20 protein-coding genes are annotated in these 21,088 nt (G+C 67.0%); 10 read left to right on the top strand and 10 right to left on the bottom strand.

Going from position 1 to position 21,088, the window contains the following annotated elements:
• Positions 1-2: 2 nt before the first annotated feature.
• The 7 genes from ACLIMP_RS19605 to ACLIMP_RS19575 form a co-directional block, all read right to left on the bottom strand.
• Positions 3-731, bottom strand: coding sequence for a DUF3108 domain-containing protein (locus tag ACLIMP_RS19605; protein WP_054441892.1), 729 nt, complete (start codon positions 729-731; stop codon positions 3-5).
• Between the two features lie 14 nt (positions 732-745).
• Positions 746-1,408, bottom strand: coding sequence for a hypothetical protein (locus tag ACLIMP_RS19600; RefSeq protein ID WP_054441891.1), 663 nt, complete (start codon positions 1,406-1,408; stop codon positions 746-748).
• Positions 1,409-1,411: 3 nt separating this feature from the next.
• The gene (locus ACLIMP_RS19595) at positions 1,412-2,257 is read right to left on the bottom strand and encodes an alpha/beta fold hydrolase (protein WP_443478846.1); all 846 of its coding nucleotides are present in this window, start codon (positions 2,255-2,257) and stop codon (positions 1,412-1,414) included.
• A 2-nt stretch (positions 2,258-2,259) separates the two neighbouring features.
• Positions 2,260-3,150: a VOC family protein gene (locus ACLIMP_RS19590; RefSeq protein WP_443478845.1), complete on the bottom strand. Its 891-nt coding sequence runs from the start codon at positions 3,148-3,150 to the stop codon at positions 2,260-2,262.
• 133 nt (positions 3,151-3,283) lie between these two features.
• Positions 3,284-4,660, bottom strand: coding sequence for an MmgE/PrpD family protein (locus ACLIMP_RS19585; RefSeq protein WP_443478844.1), 1,377 nt, complete (start codon positions 4,658-4,660; stop codon positions 3,284-3,286).
• Position 4,661: 1 nt separating this feature from the next.
• On the bottom strand, positions 4,662-5,483 hold the full coding sequence (locus tag ACLIMP_RS19580; protein ID WP_443478843.1) for an SDR family NAD(P)-dependent oxidoreductase: 822 nt from the start codon (positions 5,481-5,483) through the stop codon (positions 4,662-4,664).
• Positions 5,480-5,803 (bottom strand): RedY/HapK family protein, encoded by a 324-nt coding sequence (locus ACLIMP_RS19575; RefSeq protein WP_185999643.1) that lies wholly within the window; start codon positions 5,801-5,803, stop codon positions 5,480-5,482. Before ACLIMP_RS19575 ends, ACLIMP_RS19580 begins: the two co-directional genes overlap by 4 nt.
• Positions 5,804-5,904: 101 nt before the next feature.
• Between ACLIMP_RS19575 and ACLIMP_RS19570 the strand changes: the two genes are divergently transcribed.
• The 10 genes from ACLIMP_RS19570 (at position 5,905) to ACLIMP_RS19525 (ending at position 17,108) form a co-directional block, all read left to right on the top strand.
• Positions 5,905-7,149, top strand: a complete 1,245-nt coding sequence (locus ACLIMP_RS19570; protein ID WP_443478842.1) for a class I SAM-dependent methyltransferase — start codon at positions 5,905-5,907, stop codon at positions 7,147-7,149.
• Positions 7,146-7,505 (top strand): hypothetical protein, encoded by a 360-nt coding sequence (locus ACLIMP_RS19565; RefSeq protein ID WP_185999641.1) that lies wholly within the window; start codon positions 7,146-7,148, stop codon positions 7,503-7,505. Before ACLIMP_RS19570 ends, ACLIMP_RS19565 begins: the two co-directional genes overlap by 4 nt.
• On the top strand, positions 7,502-8,914 hold the full coding sequence (locus ACLIMP_RS19560) for an FAD-dependent oxidoreductase (protein ID WP_443478841.1): 1,413 nt from the start codon (positions 7,502-7,504) through the stop codon (positions 8,912-8,914). The genes ACLIMP_RS19565 and ACLIMP_RS19560 overlap by 4 nt, the downstream gene beginning before the upstream one ends.
• Before the next feature lie 96 nt (positions 8,915-9,010).
• Positions 9,011-10,648: an FAD-binding oxidoreductase gene (locus ACLIMP_RS19555; protein ID WP_132468856.1), complete on the top strand. Its 1,638-nt coding sequence runs from the start codon at positions 9,011-9,013 to the stop codon at positions 10,646-10,648.
• Entirely contained in the window at positions 10,645-11,664 is a 1,020-nt protein-coding gene (locus tag ACLIMP_RS19550; protein ID WP_443478840.1) for a zinc-binding dehydrogenase, read from the top strand. The genes ACLIMP_RS19555 and ACLIMP_RS19550 overlap by 4 nt, the downstream gene beginning before the upstream one ends.
• Before the next feature lie 28 nt (positions 11,665-11,692).
• Positions 11,693-13,075, top strand: coding sequence for a 3-isopropylmalate dehydratase large subunit (locus ACLIMP_RS19545; RefSeq protein ID WP_324699572.1), 1,383 nt, complete (start codon positions 11,693-11,695; stop codon positions 13,073-13,075).
• Positions 13,072-13,689, top strand: a complete 618-nt coding sequence (leuD, locus tag ACLIMP_RS19540; RefSeq protein ID WP_185999637.1) for a 3-isopropylmalate dehydratase small subunit — start codon at positions 13,072-13,074, stop codon at positions 13,687-13,689. Before ACLIMP_RS19545 ends, leuD begins: the two co-directional genes overlap by 4 nt.
• Positions 13,686-14,606, top strand: a complete 921-nt coding sequence (locus ACLIMP_RS19535) for a hydroxymethylglutaryl-CoA lyase (RefSeq protein WP_185999636.1) — start codon at positions 13,686-13,688, stop codon at positions 14,604-14,606. The genes leuD and ACLIMP_RS19535 overlap by 4 nt, the downstream gene beginning before the upstream one ends.
• A complete protein-coding gene (locus ACLIMP_RS19530) occupies positions 14,603-15,799 on the top strand; it encodes a CaiB/BaiF CoA transferase family protein (protein ID WP_324699569.1) in 1,197 nt (398 codons plus the stop codon). Before ACLIMP_RS19535 ends, ACLIMP_RS19530 begins: the two co-directional genes overlap by 4 nt.
• A 121-nt stretch (positions 15,800-15,920) precedes the next feature.
• Positions 15,921-17,108 (top strand): GAF domain-containing sensor histidine kinase, encoded by a 1,188-nt coding sequence (locus ACLIMP_RS19525; protein WP_324699568.1) that lies wholly within the window; start codon positions 15,921-15,923, stop codon positions 17,106-17,108.
• Positions 17,109-17,157: 49 nt separating this feature from the next.
• Here the strand turns inward: ACLIMP_RS19525 and ACLIMP_RS19520 are convergent, their stop codons facing one another.
• The 3 genes from ACLIMP_RS19520 to ACLIMP_RS19510 form a co-directional block, all read right to left on the bottom strand.
• A complete protein-coding gene (locus ACLIMP_RS19520; RefSeq protein WP_324699567.1) occupies positions 17,158-17,901 on the bottom strand; it encodes a maleate cis-trans isomerase family protein in 744 nt (247 codons plus the stop codon).
• A gap of 76 nt (positions 17,902-17,977) precedes the next feature.
• The gene (locus ACLIMP_RS19515; RefSeq protein ID WP_054441880.1) at positions 17,978-19,195 is read right to left on the bottom strand and encodes an FAD-dependent oxidoreductase; all 1,218 of its coding nucleotides are present in this window, start codon (positions 19,193-19,195) and stop codon (positions 17,978-17,980) included.
• A 236-nt stretch (positions 19,196-19,431) separates the two neighbouring features.
• On the bottom strand, positions 19,432-20,937 hold the full coding sequence (locus tag ACLIMP_RS19510) for an aldehyde dehydrogenase family protein (RefSeq protein ID WP_324699565.1): 1,506 nt from the start codon (positions 20,935-20,937) through the stop codon (positions 19,432-19,434).
• Positions 20,938-21,088: the final 151 nt, after the last annotated feature.

The raw sequence follows: 21,088 nt of genomic DNA, 5'->3' as shown, positions 1-21,088 counted from the left end.
TATCAGCGACTTAGTTCGACAAGTTCATACCATGTCTGCATATATCCGCCGACACCGCCCTGCACGAAGATCGCGTCGTCGTCTGCCGTCACCCACAGCTCGTAGGGCGGATGGGCATGACCATCGACGGAGATCATGCCGCCTGCATCGTCGGTGAACTGGTACTTGTAGCAATCGAACGTCCCCGCCGCGACGGTAACGGTCTCCTCTCCGACGAAGCCGAGATCGATGTTCGATTCCGCGATCAGCGGCGGCGTCGCGCCGCGATGGTCGGGCGAAGGCAGGAAGCAGCGGAAATTGCGCTTGTGCACGCCCAGCGAGCGGTCGATCTTCTTGGTGATATAGGCGTCGCCCGAGATCGGATGCGTGCCGAAGCCGTCGAAATCGCCGCCGATCGGCATCTTCTGCGAAATACGGCCGATCGAGGGACCGTAGCTTTCGCATTCCACCGTGTCCTCGCCGATGATGAACAGGCCCGAACCCATGAACCTGTCGCCGATCGTCAGGCGGACGAAGCAATCCATCGGACGGTCGTTCTCGTCGAGGCTGTAGACCACGTCGCGGTGAACGGTGGGCGCGGGCTCGTCGATCTCGCATCGCGCGCGCAGGGAGCGCTTGCCGTCGGTGTGGTGCGTGAAAGTGAACCATTCGCGCCCGCGTTCCTGGCCTTCACGGCCCGGTTTGCGCGAGGTGTAGAGGATCTTTCCGCTGATCGTGCGATGCTGCTGCATGGTTGCTCCGTAAGTCAGAGAGGGGTGGCGATGCCGAGGAAGCAGGCGATCAGCACCAGCACCCAGATGGTGAGGACGCTGATACGCGCGCGGCCGTTGACGGCGGCGATCACGCGGTCGGTCTCGGGCGTCGGTCCGCTTTCGCGCATCTGCACGATGGCGGGGAACAGCGGCACCAGCTGGCGCCGCACGACAAGGCCGAGCGTGATGCAGGCGCCCAGCGCCAGCATCTTGAGCGTGATGAACAGCGGCAGCGCGATCTCGCCCGAAAGTCCCAGGATCACCGCCGCCGCCAGCCCGGCCAGCACGATGTAGCGCACGAGAATGTCGAAGCGCTTGAATGCCTGTCCCTGCGGGCCGTGCTTGAGGTGTACCGTCCAGGCCAGCGCCAGCCATGCCAGGCCCAGCACCCCTGCGAGGATCGCCCAGCTTGCGGGCAGATCCAGCCATCCCTTGGCGACAGCAAGCCCGAAACCGGTCGGAAATGCGAGGATCAGCGTGGTGCGCGGCGCCATGTCGATATTGTTGAGGATCTTGAGCGCCATCATGCGCTCTGCCACCGAACGCTTCGGATCGACCATGAAGCGCGAACCGTAGAATGCGCCAAGATCGCCGCCCAGCCAGTAGACCGGAATCAGGATGTGAAGCAGCGTGAGCAGCGAAAGACCGATATCCATGGTTCAGGAATTTCCTGCGAAGAAGGCGGCCATCGCGTCATGGCGAACGGCGCGGAATGTGGGATCGTCGAAGCGCGGCAGTTCCAGGAAGCGGCCGTTCGGCAGCAACGGCGCCAGACGCACGCTGGCATCGTAGAGCGGATCGTTGGTCGCCGCCGTCACCAGCGTGGGACACTGGATCAGCGACAGGCGCCGGTCTGCGGGCCACTTGAAGGCCGCCCGGTAATTGAGATGGTACGTCGTGCTCGCCTTCATCACTTCGGTGACCCAGGCGTGCAGGTCCTCCGCGCTGCCCAGCCCGCCGTCCCGCCGCCCGGCGCGGGTGCGGCGATACCACGGGAAGAACAGGTACTGATCGCGGCAGAACTGGAACAGCCGCGCCAGATAGGCGCCGTCCAGATCAGGCTCGAACGGGAAAGCGTAAGTGGCGAGTATCTCCTCCAGTTCGGCGCCTTCGATCAGGCTCACCCCGTCAAGCACGAGATGGCTGACACGCTCCGGAGCGAGTATCGCCAGTTCCGCGGCGATGGCGGCGCCGGTGTGCGAACCGTAGAGACGGACCCGCTCCAGCCCCATCGCGTCGAGATAGTCCACCATGACTGCCGCCAGCGCGGGAATCTCCGGCTCCTCGGCGCAAAGCGCATCGGAATCGCCGTTTCCGGGGGTGTCGGGCGCGAAGACCATGGCTTCGCCCGCGAAATCCTCGATCAGGCGCACTTGCTGGCGCGAACTGCCCGGCGAGGCGTGAAGGATGAGCAGCGGCGCGCCTTTCGTGCCGGCCGCCCTGTAATGAACCTGCCCCTGCGCAAGATCGGCGAAACCGCGCCGGATGCGGATCTGCGTGTTCATCGTCAAATCTCCCCGCCTTCGATCACTTCGAGCAGCGCGCCCTCCGGCGTCACCAGCACCCCGCTGCGGCGGCCGTCATAGAGCGGCCCTTCGCGCACCACCGGCATCGCGGCCCAGTGCCCTTCGAGCCGCGCAAGATCGGGATGAAGCATGGTCGTGATGGCAACGCCGGGCGGGAGAGCGCCGGGATGGCGCGGGCGCTCGGTCGCACCTTCGGGATACTGGTCGAGCTCAAGGAAGACCTGCCCCGCACCCTTGGCGGTCACCAGTTCGGTCTTCGCATCCTCGTCGAGACCGAAGCTGAGCGTGATCATCGAATAGCGGATCGCCACCGGATCGATCACCGGTAACCCGAGCACGTCCTTCACCCACTGCGCCGACTTGCGCAGGTCCGGGCAGGCCAGCACCATGATGAAGGGCCGGTCGACGAGGGAGCGAGGCTGGGGAAGGCCGGTTTCCGGCCCCGGAGCAAGGATTTCGGTGAGGTAGACGGTCTCCTGGTCTGCCCCGCGCACCTGCATCGGCTTCACGGTGGCGAAACCGTCCAGTTCCCTGGGCGGACCGATCACCTCGAACGGGCTTTCCAGCATCCGCAGGTTCACCGCTTCCACATCGGAAACGCACAGTTCGATGGCGGCCCAGCCATAGCTGCGGATCGGCGCGTAGCCGGGTACCGGATCGCCTTCGACGAAGCGCAGGAACACCGCCTCGCCCGAGGCGGGCTGCATCAGCGCATAGCCGCGTCCGGCACTGGCATGTGCCTGCCAGGCGGCAGCGAGATCGGGGGGAACCGCTCCCTGTTCGACGAGGCGATAGCCCATCCAGTCCCGATACCGATCCACCGCCGCCGGAAGGTCCGCAACGACGTGAGTGGCGCACTTGAGTAAGGTCATTTCGCTTCCCTGCCCGATCCGCTCGATTATTTGATATAGTTTTATATCATAATGCAAGTGACAATCGTGCCTTGCCTGCACATGACCTGTCCGCCCTGCGGCACGGCTCTCCGCACAGCGGAGAAACCACCCCTCAGCCCATCACGCCGGCATCGTTCAGAAGTGCCACCGCATCGGCAGAGCCAGGCATGTCCGCGATGGCCTGAGCGAGAGCCTCATGCCGATGCTCCAGCCCTGCAAAGGCAAGGCAGGCGCGCGCCTTGGCGAGATGCTCTGCCCCGGACAGCGGCCACTCGGGCGAGCCGAACTGCGCGGCGACATCTTCCGTCCATTCCCGGCCATCGCGGGTTCGCGCCACCGCTCTTGCGGGAACGAAGGCGGCAAGATCGGGATTGTCGTCAGCCACCACCCGTATCCGGGCGGCGAGCGCAAGGATTTGCGGATCTTCGAGGGTTTCCCTCTGGAAATCGCCAAGCGAAACGGTTCCCCGCAGCAGTGTCACCGCCGCCAGGAAAGGCAGGCAAAGCCGTGCATAGCCCGGCTCCATCGCCGCCTTGGCGGGCCTTCCAACGAGGCGGTGGATGAGCGGCGGCGCGTGATATTCAAGGCTCTCCAGCCCTTCAGCACTCGGCGCGCCCGCGATCAGTCCCCGCTCGATCAGCCTCTGGACAGCAACGATACCGCCATGGCCGGCCCGCCCGGTCGGAAACGGCTTCCAGCTCACTTCGGTGATCCGGTGCCCCTCCTGCAGCCGCGCAAGCGCCGCGCCGAGTTCCTCGCGCTTTTCCATCAGGGCGAAGTAGCCGAAAGGGCCGTCCAGCGGGTGCTCGACACCCGGCATTCCGGCATGCGCGAGATCGATGGCGACAAGGCTGGAGCGCGCGGCACCGGCAACCTGCACCGGCAGCGCGGGCTTGCCTTCGACATGCGCCTGCATGGTGCCGGAGGCCAGCGCGAGCGCATGCCCGAAAGCATCGAGCGCCATGACGCGCGGCATCGCCCTGAGGCTGGCGATGGCAGCGACGCAGCCGAAGATGCCTGCCGTGGCCGGACGAAAGAACCGGAGCGCATCCGGCGCGGCGATACCCAGCGTGACCGCCACGTCCACGCCGGCGACAATGGCGGTCAGGAACTGTTCCCCGCTCACCGGCGCGCCGCGCTCGGCCTCGGCCAGCAGGGCTGCCAGCACGGTCGCCATCGGATGCAGCACCGCCGGTTCGTGGACGCAGTCGTACTCCTGCCCGTGAATCTGGAAGGCATTGACGAAGGCCGCCGAAGCCGCCGGAAGGCGCAGCCCCGGCCGCCCCAGCACACCAGCGGCGCCGCCCTCGCCCCAACCTTTCGCCATTTCCAGCACGCCGTCGGCATGGGCGGCGTTGCGTCCGGCCACCCCCACGGCAAGACTGTCATGCAGGAAGACGGACGCCCGCTCGCGCGCCGCGCCGGGAATGGCCTCCCAGCGAAGCGACCGGGCGTGATCGATCAGGACTTCGGCGGGATTTTCGCTCATCTCAGTGCGGTTCCTCGCCGCCCGAGACATTCATGCTTTCCCCGGTGATATAGGCCGCTTCATCCGAGCAGAGGAAGGCGACCGCGCTCGCGGTATCCTGCGGCAGGCCGGGGCGGCCCATCGGAATACGCGCAGCCATGCGCTTGAGGTATTCCTCCACCGAGATGCCTTGGACTTCGGCGAAATGCTCGTTCTGCCACTTGCCAAGGCCGGTCGTCACATGGTTCGGGCAGACGTTGTTGACGGTGATCCCTTCCGGTCCAAGCTCGATCGAGGCAGACCGCACAAGGCCGACAAGCCCGTGCTTGGAAGCCGTATAGGCCTGAGCATGGGGAAAGCCCGACTTGGCGGCCTGGCTGGCGATGTTGACGATGCGGCCGCCGCGCCCCTGGCGCACCATGCGCGCCGCCGCCGCCTGAAGGCCGAACCACGCCCCGCTCAGGTTCACATCGATCACCGCGCGCCAGTCTTCCGGCGAGACTTCGGCGAGCGGCTTCATGATGTAGCCAATGCCCGCATTGTTCACCCAGATATCGAGCGAACCGTGCTTTTCCATGGCATGATCGGCCAATCCCTCGACCTGGTCCGGATCGCGCACGTCGCAGGCGAACGTCGAGCCGCCGGAGGGCAGCGAGGCAGCAATCTCGCGCATTTCCTCGGTTCCGCCGATCATGCCATCCGGCGTCGCCGCATCGCGCGAACCGCCGATGTCCGAGATGACGACCCTTGCCCCCTCTTCCGACAGCCGCCGCGCAATGGCCTCGCCAAGACCGCCCTTGCGGCCCGACCCGGTGACGACCGCAACCTTGTCCGCGAACCTCATGCGGCCAATTCTCCGATGGTCACTTCCTCGGTGGTGAGGAATGTCACTTCGACCATGCCCTGGAATGCGGCGGCCACTTCCTGCATCGCCGCCGAAGCCACTTCGGCGCCGAACTGCTCCATGTCCTTCACGTCCAGCACTTCGACATAGCCGAACGGCGGCGGCGCATCGCTGCCGAGCACGCCGGTCGTGCGGAAAACGCGAAAGCTCTCGATCGAGGACAATGCATTCACCGTGGGGAGGTCCGATTCGCGGGCCCAGCTCTCATAGGCTTCGACCGAGATCCCCGGCTTCAGGTTGAACAGCGCGAAAATCAGCATTCTTCGTCCCTTTCTTGTCGCCTGCCGGTCATCGCCGCTTAGCGTGCTTGCTTCCGGCGCCCGGCCATTATATCATATCTCTATAACAAATGAGGTAGGCCGTGAAGACGTCTCAGAAACCCCATTCCCCAGCCCCGGCCGGCAACGACCCTAACGCGGCCTACGATGGCCCGCCGGACTATCGGGTGATTGGCCGCCACGCGGTTTTCCCCGAGACCAGCCATGACGAGATCGAGCGGATCAACTTCCTCGCGCAGATGAACCGCCATCTCGCCGCGCGCGTGGTGCCGGGGGTCAAGGCATCGTTTGAAAACCGCGTTGCGCCGGGCTTCGCCGCGCAGAACGGCCGTCCGCTCGCCAATCGCCACGAAGCGCGCAAGGCCATGCTCGATGACCCGGCGTTCCAGACCTGGTCGGCACTGCGCCGCATGACGATGGAGCAGCGGCAGCAGGCCGGGCGCTGGACGGCGCTGCGCCAGAACGAACGGCTTGCCCGGATCGCCGCCGATCTTACCGATGGCGACGAGCGACTGGCCCTCGATCCCTCGCTGCCAATCCCGCGCTACGTCTCGGCCGTGGATCATCACTGCATGCCGGGCAGTTACCACACGGAATACTTCCCCGGCGACGTGACCAACGGCGCCAATTACGACCACGCCGGTTTCGTCACCACCAGCGGCTTGCTGGGCAAGTATTCGGACGGCGGCGGGCATGCCGTGGTCAACTGGGTCCGCCGCAACCTTCCGGATTTCAAGCCCCGCAGGATCCTCGAAATCGGCGGCACGGTGGGCCATTCCAGCCTGCCGCTGGCCCAGGCCTTTCCCGATGCCGAACTGACGATCGCCGATCTCGGCGCGCCGGTCCTGCGCTACGGTCTTGCGCGCGCCAAGTCGCTCGGCGTTGACAACGTGCGCTTCGTGCAGGCCAGCGGCGAGGATCTTTCGCTGTTCGAAGACCAGAGCTTCGACTGGATCCAGACGACGATGTTCCTGCACGAGCTTTCGACGAGGGCGCTGCGCAATATCTTCGCCGAGACCCGCCGCCTGCTGCGGCCCGGCGGCGTCGTCCTTCACGTGGAGCAGCCGCAGTACGCGCCTGAAATGCCACTTTTCGAGCAGGCCATGCGCGACTGGGATGCCTTCTACAACAACGAGCCGTTCTGGAGCCGGATGCACGAGATGGACCTCGATGCCGAAATGGTCGCCGCGGGGTTCGCCGTCGACAGTCTGATCCACGGCGGCGTGTTCGGCGTCGTCGACCGCGAACTGTTCCCCGATGCGGCCGAGGACGAAACCGAGGATTACGGCCGCAAGGCGGCCTGGCACGTGATCGGAGCCGTGGCATGAGCTTTACCGACGCCCTCAACCACGCCGGCGCCAAACCAGCAGGAAAACGCCCCTATTTCCTCGAACCGCAAGTGGAGCGGGTTCTCGCCATCACCATGGCGGTGGCGCAGGAACTGGCGGTTACCCGCCAGCGCGCGGACACGCTGGAACGCCTGCTGCTCGAAAAGGGCGTGTTGTCGGAAGGCGAGATCGACGCATTCACGCCGGACCGCGCTGCCTCGGCCGAGCGGCAGATGTGGAATCAGGAATACATCGCCCGCATCCTGCGCATCGTGCAGCAGGAGAACGAGGCCGCCATGCTCGCCGAAGATGTCGCCTCGGGCGATGTGGGCGACGAACTCGCGAGCGAGGCATGAGCGGCGAGGCCTTCGAATTCAGCGTCCCGGTCCTGGTGGTCGGCGGGGGGGCATGCGGCTGCATTGCCGCGCTTTCCGCGCGGGAATCCGGTGCCGAAGTGCTGCTGGTCGAGCAGGACGAGCGGCCCATGGGCTCCACCGGAATGTCGCAGGGCCTGATCTGCGCGGCGGGCACCCGGTCGCAGGCGGAGCACGGGATCGAGGATGATGCCGAGCGCTATTACGCCGATATCATCGCCAAGACCCGCGGGCAGACCGACCCGGTGCTGGCCCGCGCCATCGCCGATCACGCAGGGCCGACGGTGGACTGGATGGTCGGCGCTCTCGACATGCCGTGGCAGCTCGATACCGGCTTCCGCCCGGCCTATGGCAACAGCACTTACCGGGTTCACGGATGGCGCGGCCATTCGGGGCAGGACATGGTGGAACTGCTGCACCGGCGGCTTGATGACGCCGGGGTGGACGTGATGGCGGGCACCCGGCTTTCCGGGGTGGAATCCGATGAAAACGGCCGAATTCTGGGCGTTTCCCTGACCCGGCGCGATGGCTCGGTAGAGCGTGTGGGCTGCGGCGCGCTGGTGCTGGCCTGCGGCGGTTTTGCCGCCGATCACGCCATGGTCGCCCGGTACATGCCCGAGATGGCCCATGCCCGGAACAACGGCCACGAAGGCAGCCGGGGAACGGCAGTGCGGGTGGGCGAGCAGCTGGGCGCCGCCCTGGGCGACATGGGGGCCTACCAGGGCTACGCCATGCTGACCGAACCGCAGGGAATCCCGGTGCCGCCGGGCGTTCCGGTGGAGGGCGGCGTGCTCGTCAACATGGCGGGGGAGCGGTTTACCGACGAGACCGCCGACATCGCCGGCATGGTCCACCCGGTGCTTCGGCAGGAGGGCGATCACGTTTGGGTGGTCTTCGACGCCAGGATCGAGGCCGCTGCCGACTATATTCCCGAGATGCAGCAGCTCAAGGCCCTCAACGCCTTGAAAAAGGCCGATTCCATCGCCGATCTGGCCGAGGCGATGGGCGTTCCCGCCGCCGCGCTCGAGGCGACACTGAAAGCGACACAAACGGCACAGAGCGAGGGTAGAGCCGACCCCTTCGGCCGCGTCTGGGGAACCGACCTGCCGCCTGCCGCCCCTTACCGGGCGCTCAGGGTGGTGGGCGCGATCTTCCACACGCAGGGCGGCCTCCAGATCGACGGCGAGGCCCGCGTCCTGCGCGCCGATGGCACGCGGCTGCCCAATCTCTTCGCCGGCGGCGGCGCCGCAAGGTCGGTCTCGGGACCGTCCTACTGGGGCTACCTGCCCGCGATGGGCCTTGCCACGGCGGTGACCTTCGGGCGGCTCGCCGGGCTGGGCGCCGCGCGCGTGGGGAGCGCTTTCGCAGAGGCCGAACTGTCCGACAGGTGACCATGTTCATCCGACAGGCGGGCAATCGCGAAACCCGCGTTCAATTGATCTAATACAAAGCCAATTCAAGGCTTCCAGCGTTCGGGGAACCAAGCCATGTCCGCCAACCCTGCCACGAACGAAACCCTGTCCGGGATCGCCCCCTGCCCCGCCGACCTGCGCGCCGCGCTGGTGGCCATCGTCGGGCCGGAGAACGTCAGCGACGACGAGGCGCGCCTTCGCCTGTTCAGCGAGGACGTGTGGACCCGCGCCGATCACGTCGCCATGCTGGCCGTGGCGCCTGCCACCACCGCTGAGCTCGCCGCCGTGGTCAAGGCCGCGAACGAGGCAGGTGTGGCGCTGGCGCCGCGCGGCGCGGGCATGAGCTATACCGAAAGCTATCTCCCGGTCACGGACGACACCGTCACCATCGACACCACCCGCATGGACAAGGTGCTGAAGATCAGCCCCGAGGACATGACGGTGACCGTGCAGTGCGGCTGCACCTGGCGCGCGCTCAACGAGGCGCTCGCGCCGCATGGCCTGCGCACCCCTTTCTGGGGGCCGATGTCGGGCATCTATTCCACCATCGGCGGCGGTCTTTCGCAGCTCAACGCGATGTTCGGCGCCGGGCACCACGGCACCTCCAGCGAGAGCGTGATCGCGGTGACCATGGTGCTGGCGGACGGACGGACGCTGCGCACCGGCGCGCGCGGCCCTGACGGCGACACGCCGCACTACCGCCACTTCGGCCCCGATCTCGCCGGGCTGTTCTGCGGCGATTCCGGGACGCTGGGGCTCAAGGCCGAAGTGACTTTCCGCCTGATCCGCACGCCCCGGTTCGAGGATTCGGTCTCGTTCTCGTTCCCCACCGGCCAGATCATGATCGAGGCGCTGGCGGAAATGACCCGCGCCGGCATCGCTTCGGAGACCTGCGGCTTCGACCCCGGCCTCACCAAGGTCCGCATGCGCCGCATGTCGCTCGCCAGCGACGTGAAGACGCTGGGCAAAGTCGTGGCCAAGGAGAAGTCGCTGGGCAAGGGCCTGCTGGCCGCCGCGAAGATCGCCATGGGCGGGCGCGACTTCATCCCTGAGGACGACTACCCGCTTCACATCACCGCCGAGGGCCGCTGCAAGGAATCGGTGGCGGCCGATATCGCCAGTGCCCGCGATATCGCCAGGCGCTTCGGCGGCACCGAGATCGAGAACTCGATCGCCAAGGTGATCCGTGCCATGCCGTTCCCGGCGCCGAACTCGATCCTCGGCCCCGAAGGCGAAAGCTGGGTGCCGGTTCACGGACAGGCCTCGCTTTCCACCGCGCCTGCCATGTTCGGCGAAATCCGCGCCTACTTCGATGCGATGAAGGCCCGCTTCGATGCGCTGGGCATTCACAACGGTTTCCTGTTCTCCTCGCTCTCCACCAATGCCATCGTCATCGAGCCGGTGTTCTTCTGGCCCGAAGGCTATCGCCCGGTCCATGAATCCATGGTCGAGCCCGAGCATCTCAAGCGCCTGAAGCAGCTTGGCCCCGCGCCGGAGGCGACCGCGCTGGTCGCCGAAGCGCGCGAGCAGGTGAAGGCGATCTGCAAGAAATACGGCGCCGCCCATTTCCAGATCGGCCGCGCCTATCCCTACCGCGAGACGCGCGATCCCGCGTTCCTCGATGTGCTGGATGCGGTGAAGAACGTGATGGACCCCAAGGGCCTGTTCAATCCGGGCGGGCTCGGCTTCCCGCAGGGAAAGATCGCGCAATGAGCGAGATCTACCGCGCCATCCGTCTCGAACGCGTCGCGCCCTCGTTCCGCGAAGGAAGCGAGATCGTCGAACTGCCGCTGGCCGCGCCCGGTCCCGGCGAGATCCGCGTGCGCAACCTGCATTGCGGCGTCAACGGCATCTTCGACACCCAGATCGCCCGCAACGCGGTGGACTATGTGAAGATCGCCCTGCCCACTTTCACCGGGGTCGAGGCCATCGGCACGGTGGAAGCGGTGGGCGAAGGTGTGAGCGACTTCGCGGTGGGCGATGCGGCGGTCACGGTGCGCTTCACCGGCGGCTACCGCGAGGCCAATACCGGCCCCGCCAGCCAGTTCGTGAAGGCGCCCGCCGCCACACGCGAATATCTGGCGCTGGCCTCCACCGGGGTTTCCGCCCTTGTCGCGCTGGAGCGGATCGGCGAGCTGAAACGCGGCGAAACCGTGGCCATCTCGGCGGCGGCGGGCGGCCTTGGCCACCTGCTGGTTCAGCTTGCCGTTCTCAATGGCGCGCGGGTGATCGGCGTGGCGGGCGGCCGGGCGAAATGCGATTTCGTCGCCTCGCTCGGGGCGGAACGGGTGATCGACTACAAGTCCGAGGATGTAGGCGCCGTGCTGGCGGCCGAATATCCCGGCGGCCTCGACGTGGCGGTGGACACGGTGAGCGGCGCGATCTTCGATGCCTTCCTCGCCAATCTCGCCAATCATGGCCGCCTCGTGGTGGGCGGCGCCGCCTCGGACCTGGAGGGCAAGCCCGAGATCGTCACCGGCCCGCGCATCGCCCATGCCATCTACTACAAGGGCGCTTCGGTACGCGGCTTCATGAACGGGCTGCTCACGCCCCACTGGGCCGATGCGCGCGAGCGGCTTTTCGACCTTTACGCACAAGGCCGGATCAAGGTGCGGTTCGACGATCAGCCGAACATCGGCATCGAGGGCGTGTTCGGCGCGGTGGAGCGGCTGCTCTCGGGCCGATCGATGGGCAAGGTCGTGGTCGACCTTGCCGGACAGGACGACTGAAACCGCGCGAAAGCGGGTGCGACGACACATGACAGGCAAGACTCTCTTCGAAAAGATCTGGCAGGCCCACCATGTCGCGGACAGCGCGACCGGGGCCGCGCTCATCGCCATAGACCGCGTGTTCCTGCACGAACGGACCGGCGCCGCCGCGCTCAAGGCGATGGCGGCAGCGGGGCGCCCCGTGCGCGATCCGGCGCGCGTTTTCGCGGTGATGGACCATATCGTCGATACCCGCCCCGGCCGCGGCGACGGCACGCTGATGGAGGGCGGCTCCGCCTTCATCACCGAGACCCGCGCCGCCGCGCGGGCCGCCGGGATCACCCTGTTCGACGTGAACGACCGCGACCAGGGCATCACCCACGTCATCTCGCCCGAGCTTGGTATCGTCCTGCCCGGCGTCACCCTTGTCGCGCCCGACAGCCACACCTGCACGCAGGGCGCGCTGGGCGCGCTGGCATGGGGGATCGGCTCCAGCGAGGCGGAACATGCCATGGCAACCGGCGTGCTGCGGCTGGACCGGCCGGGGACGATGCGCGTCACCTATACCGGCACGCTTGCGCCCGGCGTCACCGCCAAGGACATGGTGCTGGCGCTCATCGCCGCGCACGGCGCGGGCGGCGGCGCGGGACATGTGGTGGAGTTCGCGGGCGAGGCTGTGCGCGCGCTCGACATCGAGGCGCGCATGACCTTGTGCAACATGGCCACCGAGTTCGCGGCCATGACCGGCATCGTCGCGCCGGATGCAAAGACTTTCGAATATCTGGCGGGCCGCCGCTATGCGCCGGAGGACTTCGGCGAGCCATACTGGCACGGCCTGAAAACCGACGAGGACGCCCGGTTCGACCGCGAGATCGTGATAGACGCCGCCGCGCTCGCCCCGATGGTGAGCTGGGGCACCAGCCCGGAACATGCAGTGCCGGTGGACGGCACGGTGCCGCAGGGACCGGCGCGGGCGCACGACTATATCGGCCTCGATGCCGGCAGCCCGCTGCTGGGCACGCCGATCGACGTGGCGTTCCTGGGATCGTGCACCAATGCCCGTCTCTCGGACCTGCGCCGCGCCGCCGCTTTGGTGAAGGGGCGCCATGTCGCGCCATCGATCCGCAAGGCCATGGTGGTGCCCGGAAGCTCCGCCGTGAAGCGCGCCGCCGAGGCCGAGGGGCTCGACGCGATCTTTGCCGAGGCCGGGTTCGAATGGCGCGAGAGCGGCTGCTCGCTATGCTTCTTCGCAGGGGGCGAACGCTTCCCCGAAGGCAGCCGGACGATCAGCAGCACCAACCGCAACTTCGAGGGGCGGCAGGGGCCGGGCATCCGCACCCATATCGCCAGCCCGGAAACCGTGGTTGCCAGCGCGATTGCCGGCGCGATCGCCGATCCCCGCGAACTCATGATCCGGAAGCCGGCGCGATGACCCCGTTCACCACCCTCACCTCGCGCGCGGCCGCGCTGCTGCGCGACAATGTCGATACCGACGCGATCATCCCCAGCCGCGAGATGAAAAGCACCGGGCGCACCGGCCTTGCCGACGGGCTGTTCGCGCCGTGGCGCTATATCGACGCCGCCGCGCGCGTGCCGGACCCGGCGTTCCCGCTCAACCGCCCCGAAGCGGCGGGCGCGCAAGTGCTGCTGGGCGGGGCGAACTTCGGCTGCGGATCAAGCCGCGAACATGCCGTCTGGGCGCTGGCGGAGTACGGCATGCGCTGCGTGATCGCGCAAGGCTTCGCACCGATCTTCCGGGCCAACTGCATCCGCAACGGGCTCCTTCCCGTGGTCCTGCCCGAAGCGGCCATCGCCGCCATGGCCTGGCAGGAGGTGACCGTGGACCTGCCCGCGCAGGAAGTGCGCTGCGGCGCCGCCATCCACCGCTTCGCCATCGAGCCCGAACCGCGCGAGATGCTGCTCGAAGGGCTCGATGCCATCGACCTCACGCTCAAGTCGTTGCCGGAAATCGAGGACTGGACCTCGGCCGACCGCAAGGCGCGGCCCTGGGTCTACCTCGGGGCCACTCTCGAAAGAACACCATGACGCAGATACTCGTTTCCGAAGTCGGCCCGCGTGACGGGTTGCAGTCGATCAAGGCGATCATGCCGCTGGAGGCCAAGAAGGCGTGGATCGCCGCAGAGGCCGCCGCCGGGGTGCGCGAGATCGAGGTGGGCAGCTTCGTGCCGCCCAGCCTGCTGCCCCAGATGGCCGACACCGCCGAACTGGTCCGCTTCGCGCGGGGGATCGAGGGGCTCAACGTCGTCGCCCTCGTGCCCAATGCCAAAGGGGCGCAGCGGGCGGTGGAGGCGGGTGTCCACGCCATGTCGATCCCCCTTTCGATGAGCGAGACCCATTCCATCCGCAACGTGCGCAAGGACCATCCGGCGATGCTGGCGGAAATCGCGGCCGCATCCGAAATCGCAAGGGCGGCAGGCGTTCACTTCGCCGTCGGCCTCGCCACGGCGTTCGGCTGCACCATCGAGGGCGCCGTCGCGGAGGATACTGTCGTGCGCCTCGCCCTTGCCGCGGCCGAGGCGGGCGCGCAGGAGTTCAGCCTGTCCGACACCACCGGCTATGCCGACCCCGCGCAGGTCCGGCGGCTGGTTCGCAAGGTCAGGGCGGCGGTGGGGGCGGACATGCTGACCACGCTCCACCTCCACAACACGCGCGGGCTCGGCCTCGCCAATGCGCTGGCCGGGCTGGAGGAGGGCATCACCACGCTTGACGCCTCGCTCGGCGGGCTCGGCGGCTGCCCCGCCGCGCCGGGGGCCTCGGGCAATCTCGTGACCGAGGATCTCGTGCTCATGCTCAATGCCATGGGGCTCGATACCGGCATCGACCTCGAACGCCTGCTGGAAGTGCGCCAGATCCTGGCCGCCGCCCTGCCCGGCGAACCACTCTACGGCTTCACGCCGGATGCCGGGCCGATGCTCGACTACAACGAAAGGATCGCCCGATGAGCGAGAACGTAACGCAGCCAGCGGTCCCGCAGCCTTTGGCCGGCATCCGCGTCGCCGAATTCACGCACATGGTCATGGGCCCCGCCGTGGGCCACATCCTCGCCGGGCTGGGCGCCGAAGTGGTGCGGATCGAGCCCATCGGCGGGGACCAGACCCGGCGCCTGCTCGGCTCGGGCTCGGGCTATTTCCCGATGTACAACCGGGGCAAGCAGTCGATCTGCCTCGACCTCAAGTCGGCCGAGGGCCTGCAGGTCGCCCGCGACCTTGCCGAGGGCGCCGACGTGCTGATCGAGAATTTCCGCCCCGGCGCGCTCGACCGGCTCGGCCTGTCCTACGAGGAACTGGCACAGGCCAATCCGCGCCTGATCTACTGCTCGGAAAAAGGCTTCCTGCCCGGCCCCTACGAACAGCGCACCGCGCTGGACGAAGTGGCGCAGATGATGGGCGGCCTTGCCTATATGACCGGCCCGCCGGGACGCCCCTTGCGCGCGGGCTCCAGCGTGATCGACGTGACCGGCGGCATGTTCGGCGTGATCGGCATCCTCGCCGCGCTGGAGGAGCGCCATCGCACCGGGCGCGGCCAGAAGGTCGTCGCCAGCCTGTTCGAGACCACCGCCTACCTCGTTGGCCAGCACATGGCGCAGTTCGCCGTCACCGGGAAAGCCGCCGCGCCGATGCCCGCGCGCATCTCGGCCTGGGCGATCTACGACGTGTTCGAAACCCGCGACGAGCCCGTATTCATCGGCGTGGTTTCCGACGTGCTGTGGCAGAAGTTCTGCGCCCTGTTCGAACTGCATGAGCTCTGGGCCGACGAGAGCCTGCGCACCAACAACCAGCGCGTCCTCGCCCGCGACCGTATCCTGCCGCAGGTCCGCCAGCTCGTCGCCTCGATGACGCGGGCCGAGATCGTGGCGAAGCTGGAAGGCACCGGCCTGCCTTTCGCCCCCATCGCCCGTCCGGAGGACATGTTCGACGATCCGCAGCTGGCCGAAGGCGGGCTGGAACCGGTCGTGCTCGACACCGGCGAGGAAACCCGCCTGCCGACGATCCCGCTCCAGATGGGCGGCCTGCGCCCCGGCGCGCCGGTGACGCTGCCCGCCCCCGGCGCGAACAGCCGCGCGGTGCTCGAAACGCTGGGCTATGCGCCGGAGCGGATCGAAGCCCTCGTCGCGCAAGGCGCGGTAGGGGCCTGAGCTTTCCGTTCCCGGGGCGCCGCCCCCGCGCCCTGCAGCCGGAAGGATTGAGGCCCAGACTTGAATTTGATCGCGTAGTCATACTGAGCTAGGCCAATCGGGTTCAAGGCTAGGGAAGCAAATGCACGCGATGTCGGACCTGATCGCAGATGATATGGAAGCGGTCGCCCGTATCGACGCGGTGCCCTCCATCCTGGAGATAGCCTGCCGCATTACCGGCCTGCGCTTCGCCGCCGTGGCCCGGGTGACCAGCACCAGCTGGACGGCCTGTGCGGTCAGGGACGAAATTGCCTTCGGCCTGGAAGTGGGCGGCTCGCTCGATCTCAAGACGACGATCTGCGACGAGATCCGGGATTCGGGAACCGGCGTGATCATCGATCACGTGGCCCTGGACCCGATATTCCACAATCACCACACGCCGCGTCTATATGGCTTCGAAAGCTATATCTCGATCCCGATCTTCCGCCGCGACGGCAGTTTCTTCGGAACCCTTTGTGCGCTGGACCCGCTTCCCGCCAAGCTGTCCGATCCGGGAATCGTAGCCACATTCGAGAATTTCGCCAGATTGATCGGCCTCCAACTCGACCTTCAGGACGATCTGCACCGCAAGGAGCAGGAACTGGCGAATGCGGATCGTTCCGCTTTGATCCGGGAACGTTTCATCGCCATCCTCGGCCACGATCTGCGCAATCCCCTCGCCGCCGTGGTTTCGGGAATGAGGCTGCTTGCAAGGATGGATCCCTCACCTCGGGCCGCCCTGGTGATCGAGAAAATGGGCCAGAGCACCCGGCGCATCGAAATGCTGATCGACGACCTGCTGGACTTTGCGCGCGGCCGCCTGGGCGACGGCGTATTCCTCGATCTGCAGACGACGGACTCGCTGGAAGCGCCCGTTCGAGAGGTGATCGAGGAATTGCAGATCGTTCATCCAGAGGCATCGATCGATGTGATCCTCGATCTGGAAGAACCGATCATCTGCGACATTTCCCGGATTTCGCAATTGCTTTCCAACCTGGTCGGCAACGCGCTCGTCCATGGGACCCCGAACCGGCCGATCACCGTGCACGCGCGCAGCGGGCAAGGGCGGTTCAGTTTGTCGATCGCCAATGAAGGCGGTCCGATCGCCCCGGAGCTCGTCCCCACATTGTTCGAACCGTTCACCATGGCGAACGGGAACGAGCGGGGGAACGGGTTGGGGCTCGGGCTGTTCATCGTTTCCGAAATCGCCAAGGCGCACGGCGGCACGGTACATGTCAGCTCGGACAGGAACCTGACGGTCTTCGAACTGTCGATGCCTTCGGGTTCGTGACAGGCGATCCTTTGCGCCGCCCCGGAACCGCTCCGGTGCGGCGCATGTCTCAGTATTCGGCGAGCAGGCGGCCCATGCCTTCGATCCGGTCCGCGATCCCCTGCGCGCGCAGGGCGTGCCAGTAGGTTGCGGTGTTGATCGCGATCACCGGCTTGCCCAGTTTCGCCTCGTATTCGGCCGCAAGGTCCACCATCGAGAGATTGGTGCCGACCTGCACGATGGCGTCAACGTCATCCCCGTCCAGCTCTTCGATCACCTCGCGCAGGCGGTCAGGGCCGACTTTGGCGATGTCGGTCCAGCGGCGGCATTCCAGCGGCACGTCGCGCTTCACGGTGAAGCCCGATTCCTCCAGGAAATTGCGGACTTCGGCATTGGCGACCGGGTAATAGGGCGAAACGAAGCTCACCGTCTTCGCGCCGTAGGCATGAAGCGCCGCCGCCACCGATTCCGCCCCCGTAGACGCGCCGACGCCCGCCAGTTCCTCGACCTGCCTCTTCCATTTCCGGCTACCCTCGACCCCGCCGTAGAACGTGATCGCCGACATGCCGAGCACGAGGTAGTCCGGCTTGCAGGTCATCACCGATCGCACCGCGTCCAGCGTGTTTTCGGCGATCGCCGTGGTTCCGGCGATGAAATCCTCGTTCGAGAGCGCCAGCGGGTCCTCGACATAGATGCGCGAAAAATGGTTGGTCACGCCCGCAGGGCGCATGCGCTCCATGTCCGGCTGGACCACGGTGTTGGTGGAGGGGGCGATGACACCCAGCAGCTTTCGCCAACCGAGAACGTCTCCCATTGCAGATACTCCTGTTGCGGACCGGTGCCGGTGCCGCTGGTTGATGGGGTGCCGGGGGTCTGGTTTACGACCTGGTTCAGCGGATCTCGGCCGCCTGGGCGAGGCTCTCGTACATCGCCTGCCGCAGCATGTAGGCGCGGCGGCGCGTATCGTCCTGCTTGATCGCCAGCATGGCTTCGCGGCGGCGCTTGTGCGCCTCGTCCTGCCCGCCGCGGATCATCGCCATGTTTTCCTTGGTCTGCATCTGCGTGAAGCTGTGCGTCACTTCGCGGCGCTGCCGGTCGTAAAGCGCGAGGTTCTCCTCTGCCCCCGAACCCGTCTTCTGCCCCTTGAGCACCGGCAGCAGCTTCTCGAACAGGTTGAAGGCATCATGCACGCCCGAATTCATGCCGAAGCCGCCAAGCGGGTTGTTGAGATGCCCGGCATCGCCCGCCAGCAGCACGCGGCCCTCGCGGAAGGATTTCGCCACGCGCTGGTGGACCCGGTAGAGCGTGCGGTGCTCGGTCTTCACCATCTCCCCGTCGCCGACCAGCCTGCCGAAGATCGCGTTCTTCATCGCATCCGAGCGCAGTTCCTCGTCACTGAGCGAACCGTCGGTCGGCACCAGCACGCGCCAGAGCGTGGGCACGCGCAGCAGCACCAGCCATTCGTCCGGGTCGGACACGTAGTTGACCCAGGCCAGGTTGGGGATGTGGTCGCCCAGTTCGAACGCGGTCGAGAGGCAGAGGAAGCGTTCGGGATAAGTGAACCCGTCGAATTCGATGCCCAGCCACTTGCGCACGATGGAATTCGCGCCGTCCGCACCGATCAGGTAATCGCAGCGCATCTGCGCGATGCCGGTCATCGTCTCGACCGCAAGGTTCACGCCGTCCGCGTCCTCCTCGAAGGTCAGCAGGCGCTGGCCGAAGCGGACATCGGCATTGCCCTGCTTCTCAAGCCCCGAGGCAAGCGCACGCGACAGGTGATACTGTTCGCACTGGATGCGGAAAGGGTAGCGGGTCACGTCGTCGATCTCGGCAAGGTCGAAGTCGATCACTTCGCCCGAGTGACGGTCTCGCCAGTGATAGACCGGCGCCTTGAGCCCCTTCTCCAGCAGCATCGGCGTCACCCCGATCTGGTCGAGCATTTCCAGCGTCGGCGGATGGAACGTGGAGGCGCGCAGATCCTGCGCGCAATCGCCGTTCACTTCCAGCACCACCACGTCGATACCCGCCTGCGCCAGCAGCGTCGCCAGAACCGTTCCGACCGGTCCCGCCCCCGCGATCGCCACCTGACACCGTTCAACTGCCGCCATATCGAGCAGACTCCATTTCCTGTTCCGTCCCCCGCTATGGACCGGGCGGTCCGGCGGGACGGGCGAAGTCGCGGAACTATCCGAGGTACGGGGAGGCGCGCCGGTTGGCGGACACTCCGCCCGCCCGCAGCCGGTCCGGGGGGGGCGGGCGGCACGGAGCGGCGCAGGCAGGACAACGAAAAGGGGCGCACCTTGCGATGCGCCCCTCCTCCCTCAACCCGCGATGATGCCCCCGATCAGACGACCGCGCAGACGGTCTTCCATTCAAGGTAGTTTTCCAGCGCCTGCCGCCCGCTGTCCCGGCCCCAGCCGGACTGCTTGACCCCGCCGATGGCAAGAGTGGCGTCATACATGGCGTGGCAGTTGATCCACACCGTGCCCGCCTTGATCGCGCTCGACATGCGGTGGGCGTTCGACAGCCCCTCGGTCCAGACGCTGGCGGCAAGGCCGTATTCGCTGTCGTTGGCGGCGGCGATCACTTCCTCCACATCGTCGAACGCCTGCGCGACCAGCACCGGACCGAACACTTCCTCGCGCACGATCTCCATGCCGGGCTTCACGTCGACGACCACGGTGGGGGTGATGAAGGTGCCCGCCTCGCCGGTGCGTTCGCCGCCCGCCAGCATCGTCGCCCCTTCGGCCCGCGCGCGCTGCAGGAAGCCTTCGACCCGCTCGGCATGGCGCAGCGAGACCACCGGGCCCATCTGCGTATCGGGGGCAAGGCCGTGGCCGAGCTTCAGGCCCTTGGCATATTCCGCCACGCCCTCCACCACCTGGTCATGGACCGAGCGGTGGACGTAGAGCCGCGATCCGGCGATGCAGACCTGCCCGCCGTTGAAGTAGATGGCATTGGCCACGCCAGGGATCGCCAGCGAAAGATCGGCGTCGGGCATGACGATGGAGGGCGACTTGCCGCCCAGCTCCAGCGTCACGCGCTTGAAGTTGGTCTTGGCGGCATCGAGCACCGCGCGGCCGGTGGCGGTGGAGCCGGTGAAGGCGATCTTGTCCACCCCCGGATGGGCGGCCAGCGCCGCGCCGGTCTCTCCGCCAAGCCCGGTGACGACATTGATGACGCCTGCCGGAACACCGGCCTCCACCATCAGTTCGGCAAGCCGCAGCGCGGTGAGCGAGGTATCCTCGGCGGGCTTGAGCACCACCGTGCAGCCCGCCGCCAGCGCGGGCGCCAGCTTCATCGCGGTGAGCACCAGCGGCGAGTTCCACGGCACGATGGCCGCCACCACGCCCACCGGCTCGCGCACGGTCCAGGTCCGCATCTGCTTGCCCTGCGGCTGGTAGTTGATCGAGCTTTCGAGGGTGCTGCCCTCGATCGCCATGGCCTGCCCGGCGAAGAAGCGGAACTGGTTCACCGCGCCGGGGATCTCCGCCCAGCGGCCGACGAACAGCGGCTTGCCCTGGTCGAGCGTTTCCAGTTCGGCAAGGTCGTCGATGTTCGCTTCTATAAGGTCGGCGATCTTCCACAGGATGCGCGCGCGCTCCACCGGCACGGTGGCGCCCCAGCCGGCCAGCGCCGCGCGGGCGGCCGAAACGGCGGCATCGACATCGGCCGCGCCCGCCTTGGCGACTTGTCCCAGCTCGCTGCCGGTGGCCGGATCGAGGGTAGCGAAGGTGGCGCCTTGCGCAGCCGTGCCCCATGCCCCGCCGATAAGCAGGCCCTCACCGCCCGCGCGGCGGGCGAGAAACTCCTTCGTGCCGGGGCGAAGCGTGCTGAAGTCGAGTGGCATGGCTGTCTCCTTTGTTGCGACCTTTCCTAATCTGGTGAACGGCGCGGCGGCCCCCCGCCACCCCAAAAATTCGCTTGGCGGATAACTCTGTCCGAAACCGCAGCGCCCGCCCCCCGGCGCGGTACGCAGACTGCAATGCGGCCTTGCCGTA

The organism is Novosphingobium aeonii, assembly GCF_052279045.1.
Classification (GTDB): Bacteria; Pseudomonadota; Alphaproteobacteria; order Sphingomonadales; family Sphingomonadaceae; genus Novosphingobium.
This window is presented reverse-complemented; position numbering and strand designations above follow the sequence as displayed.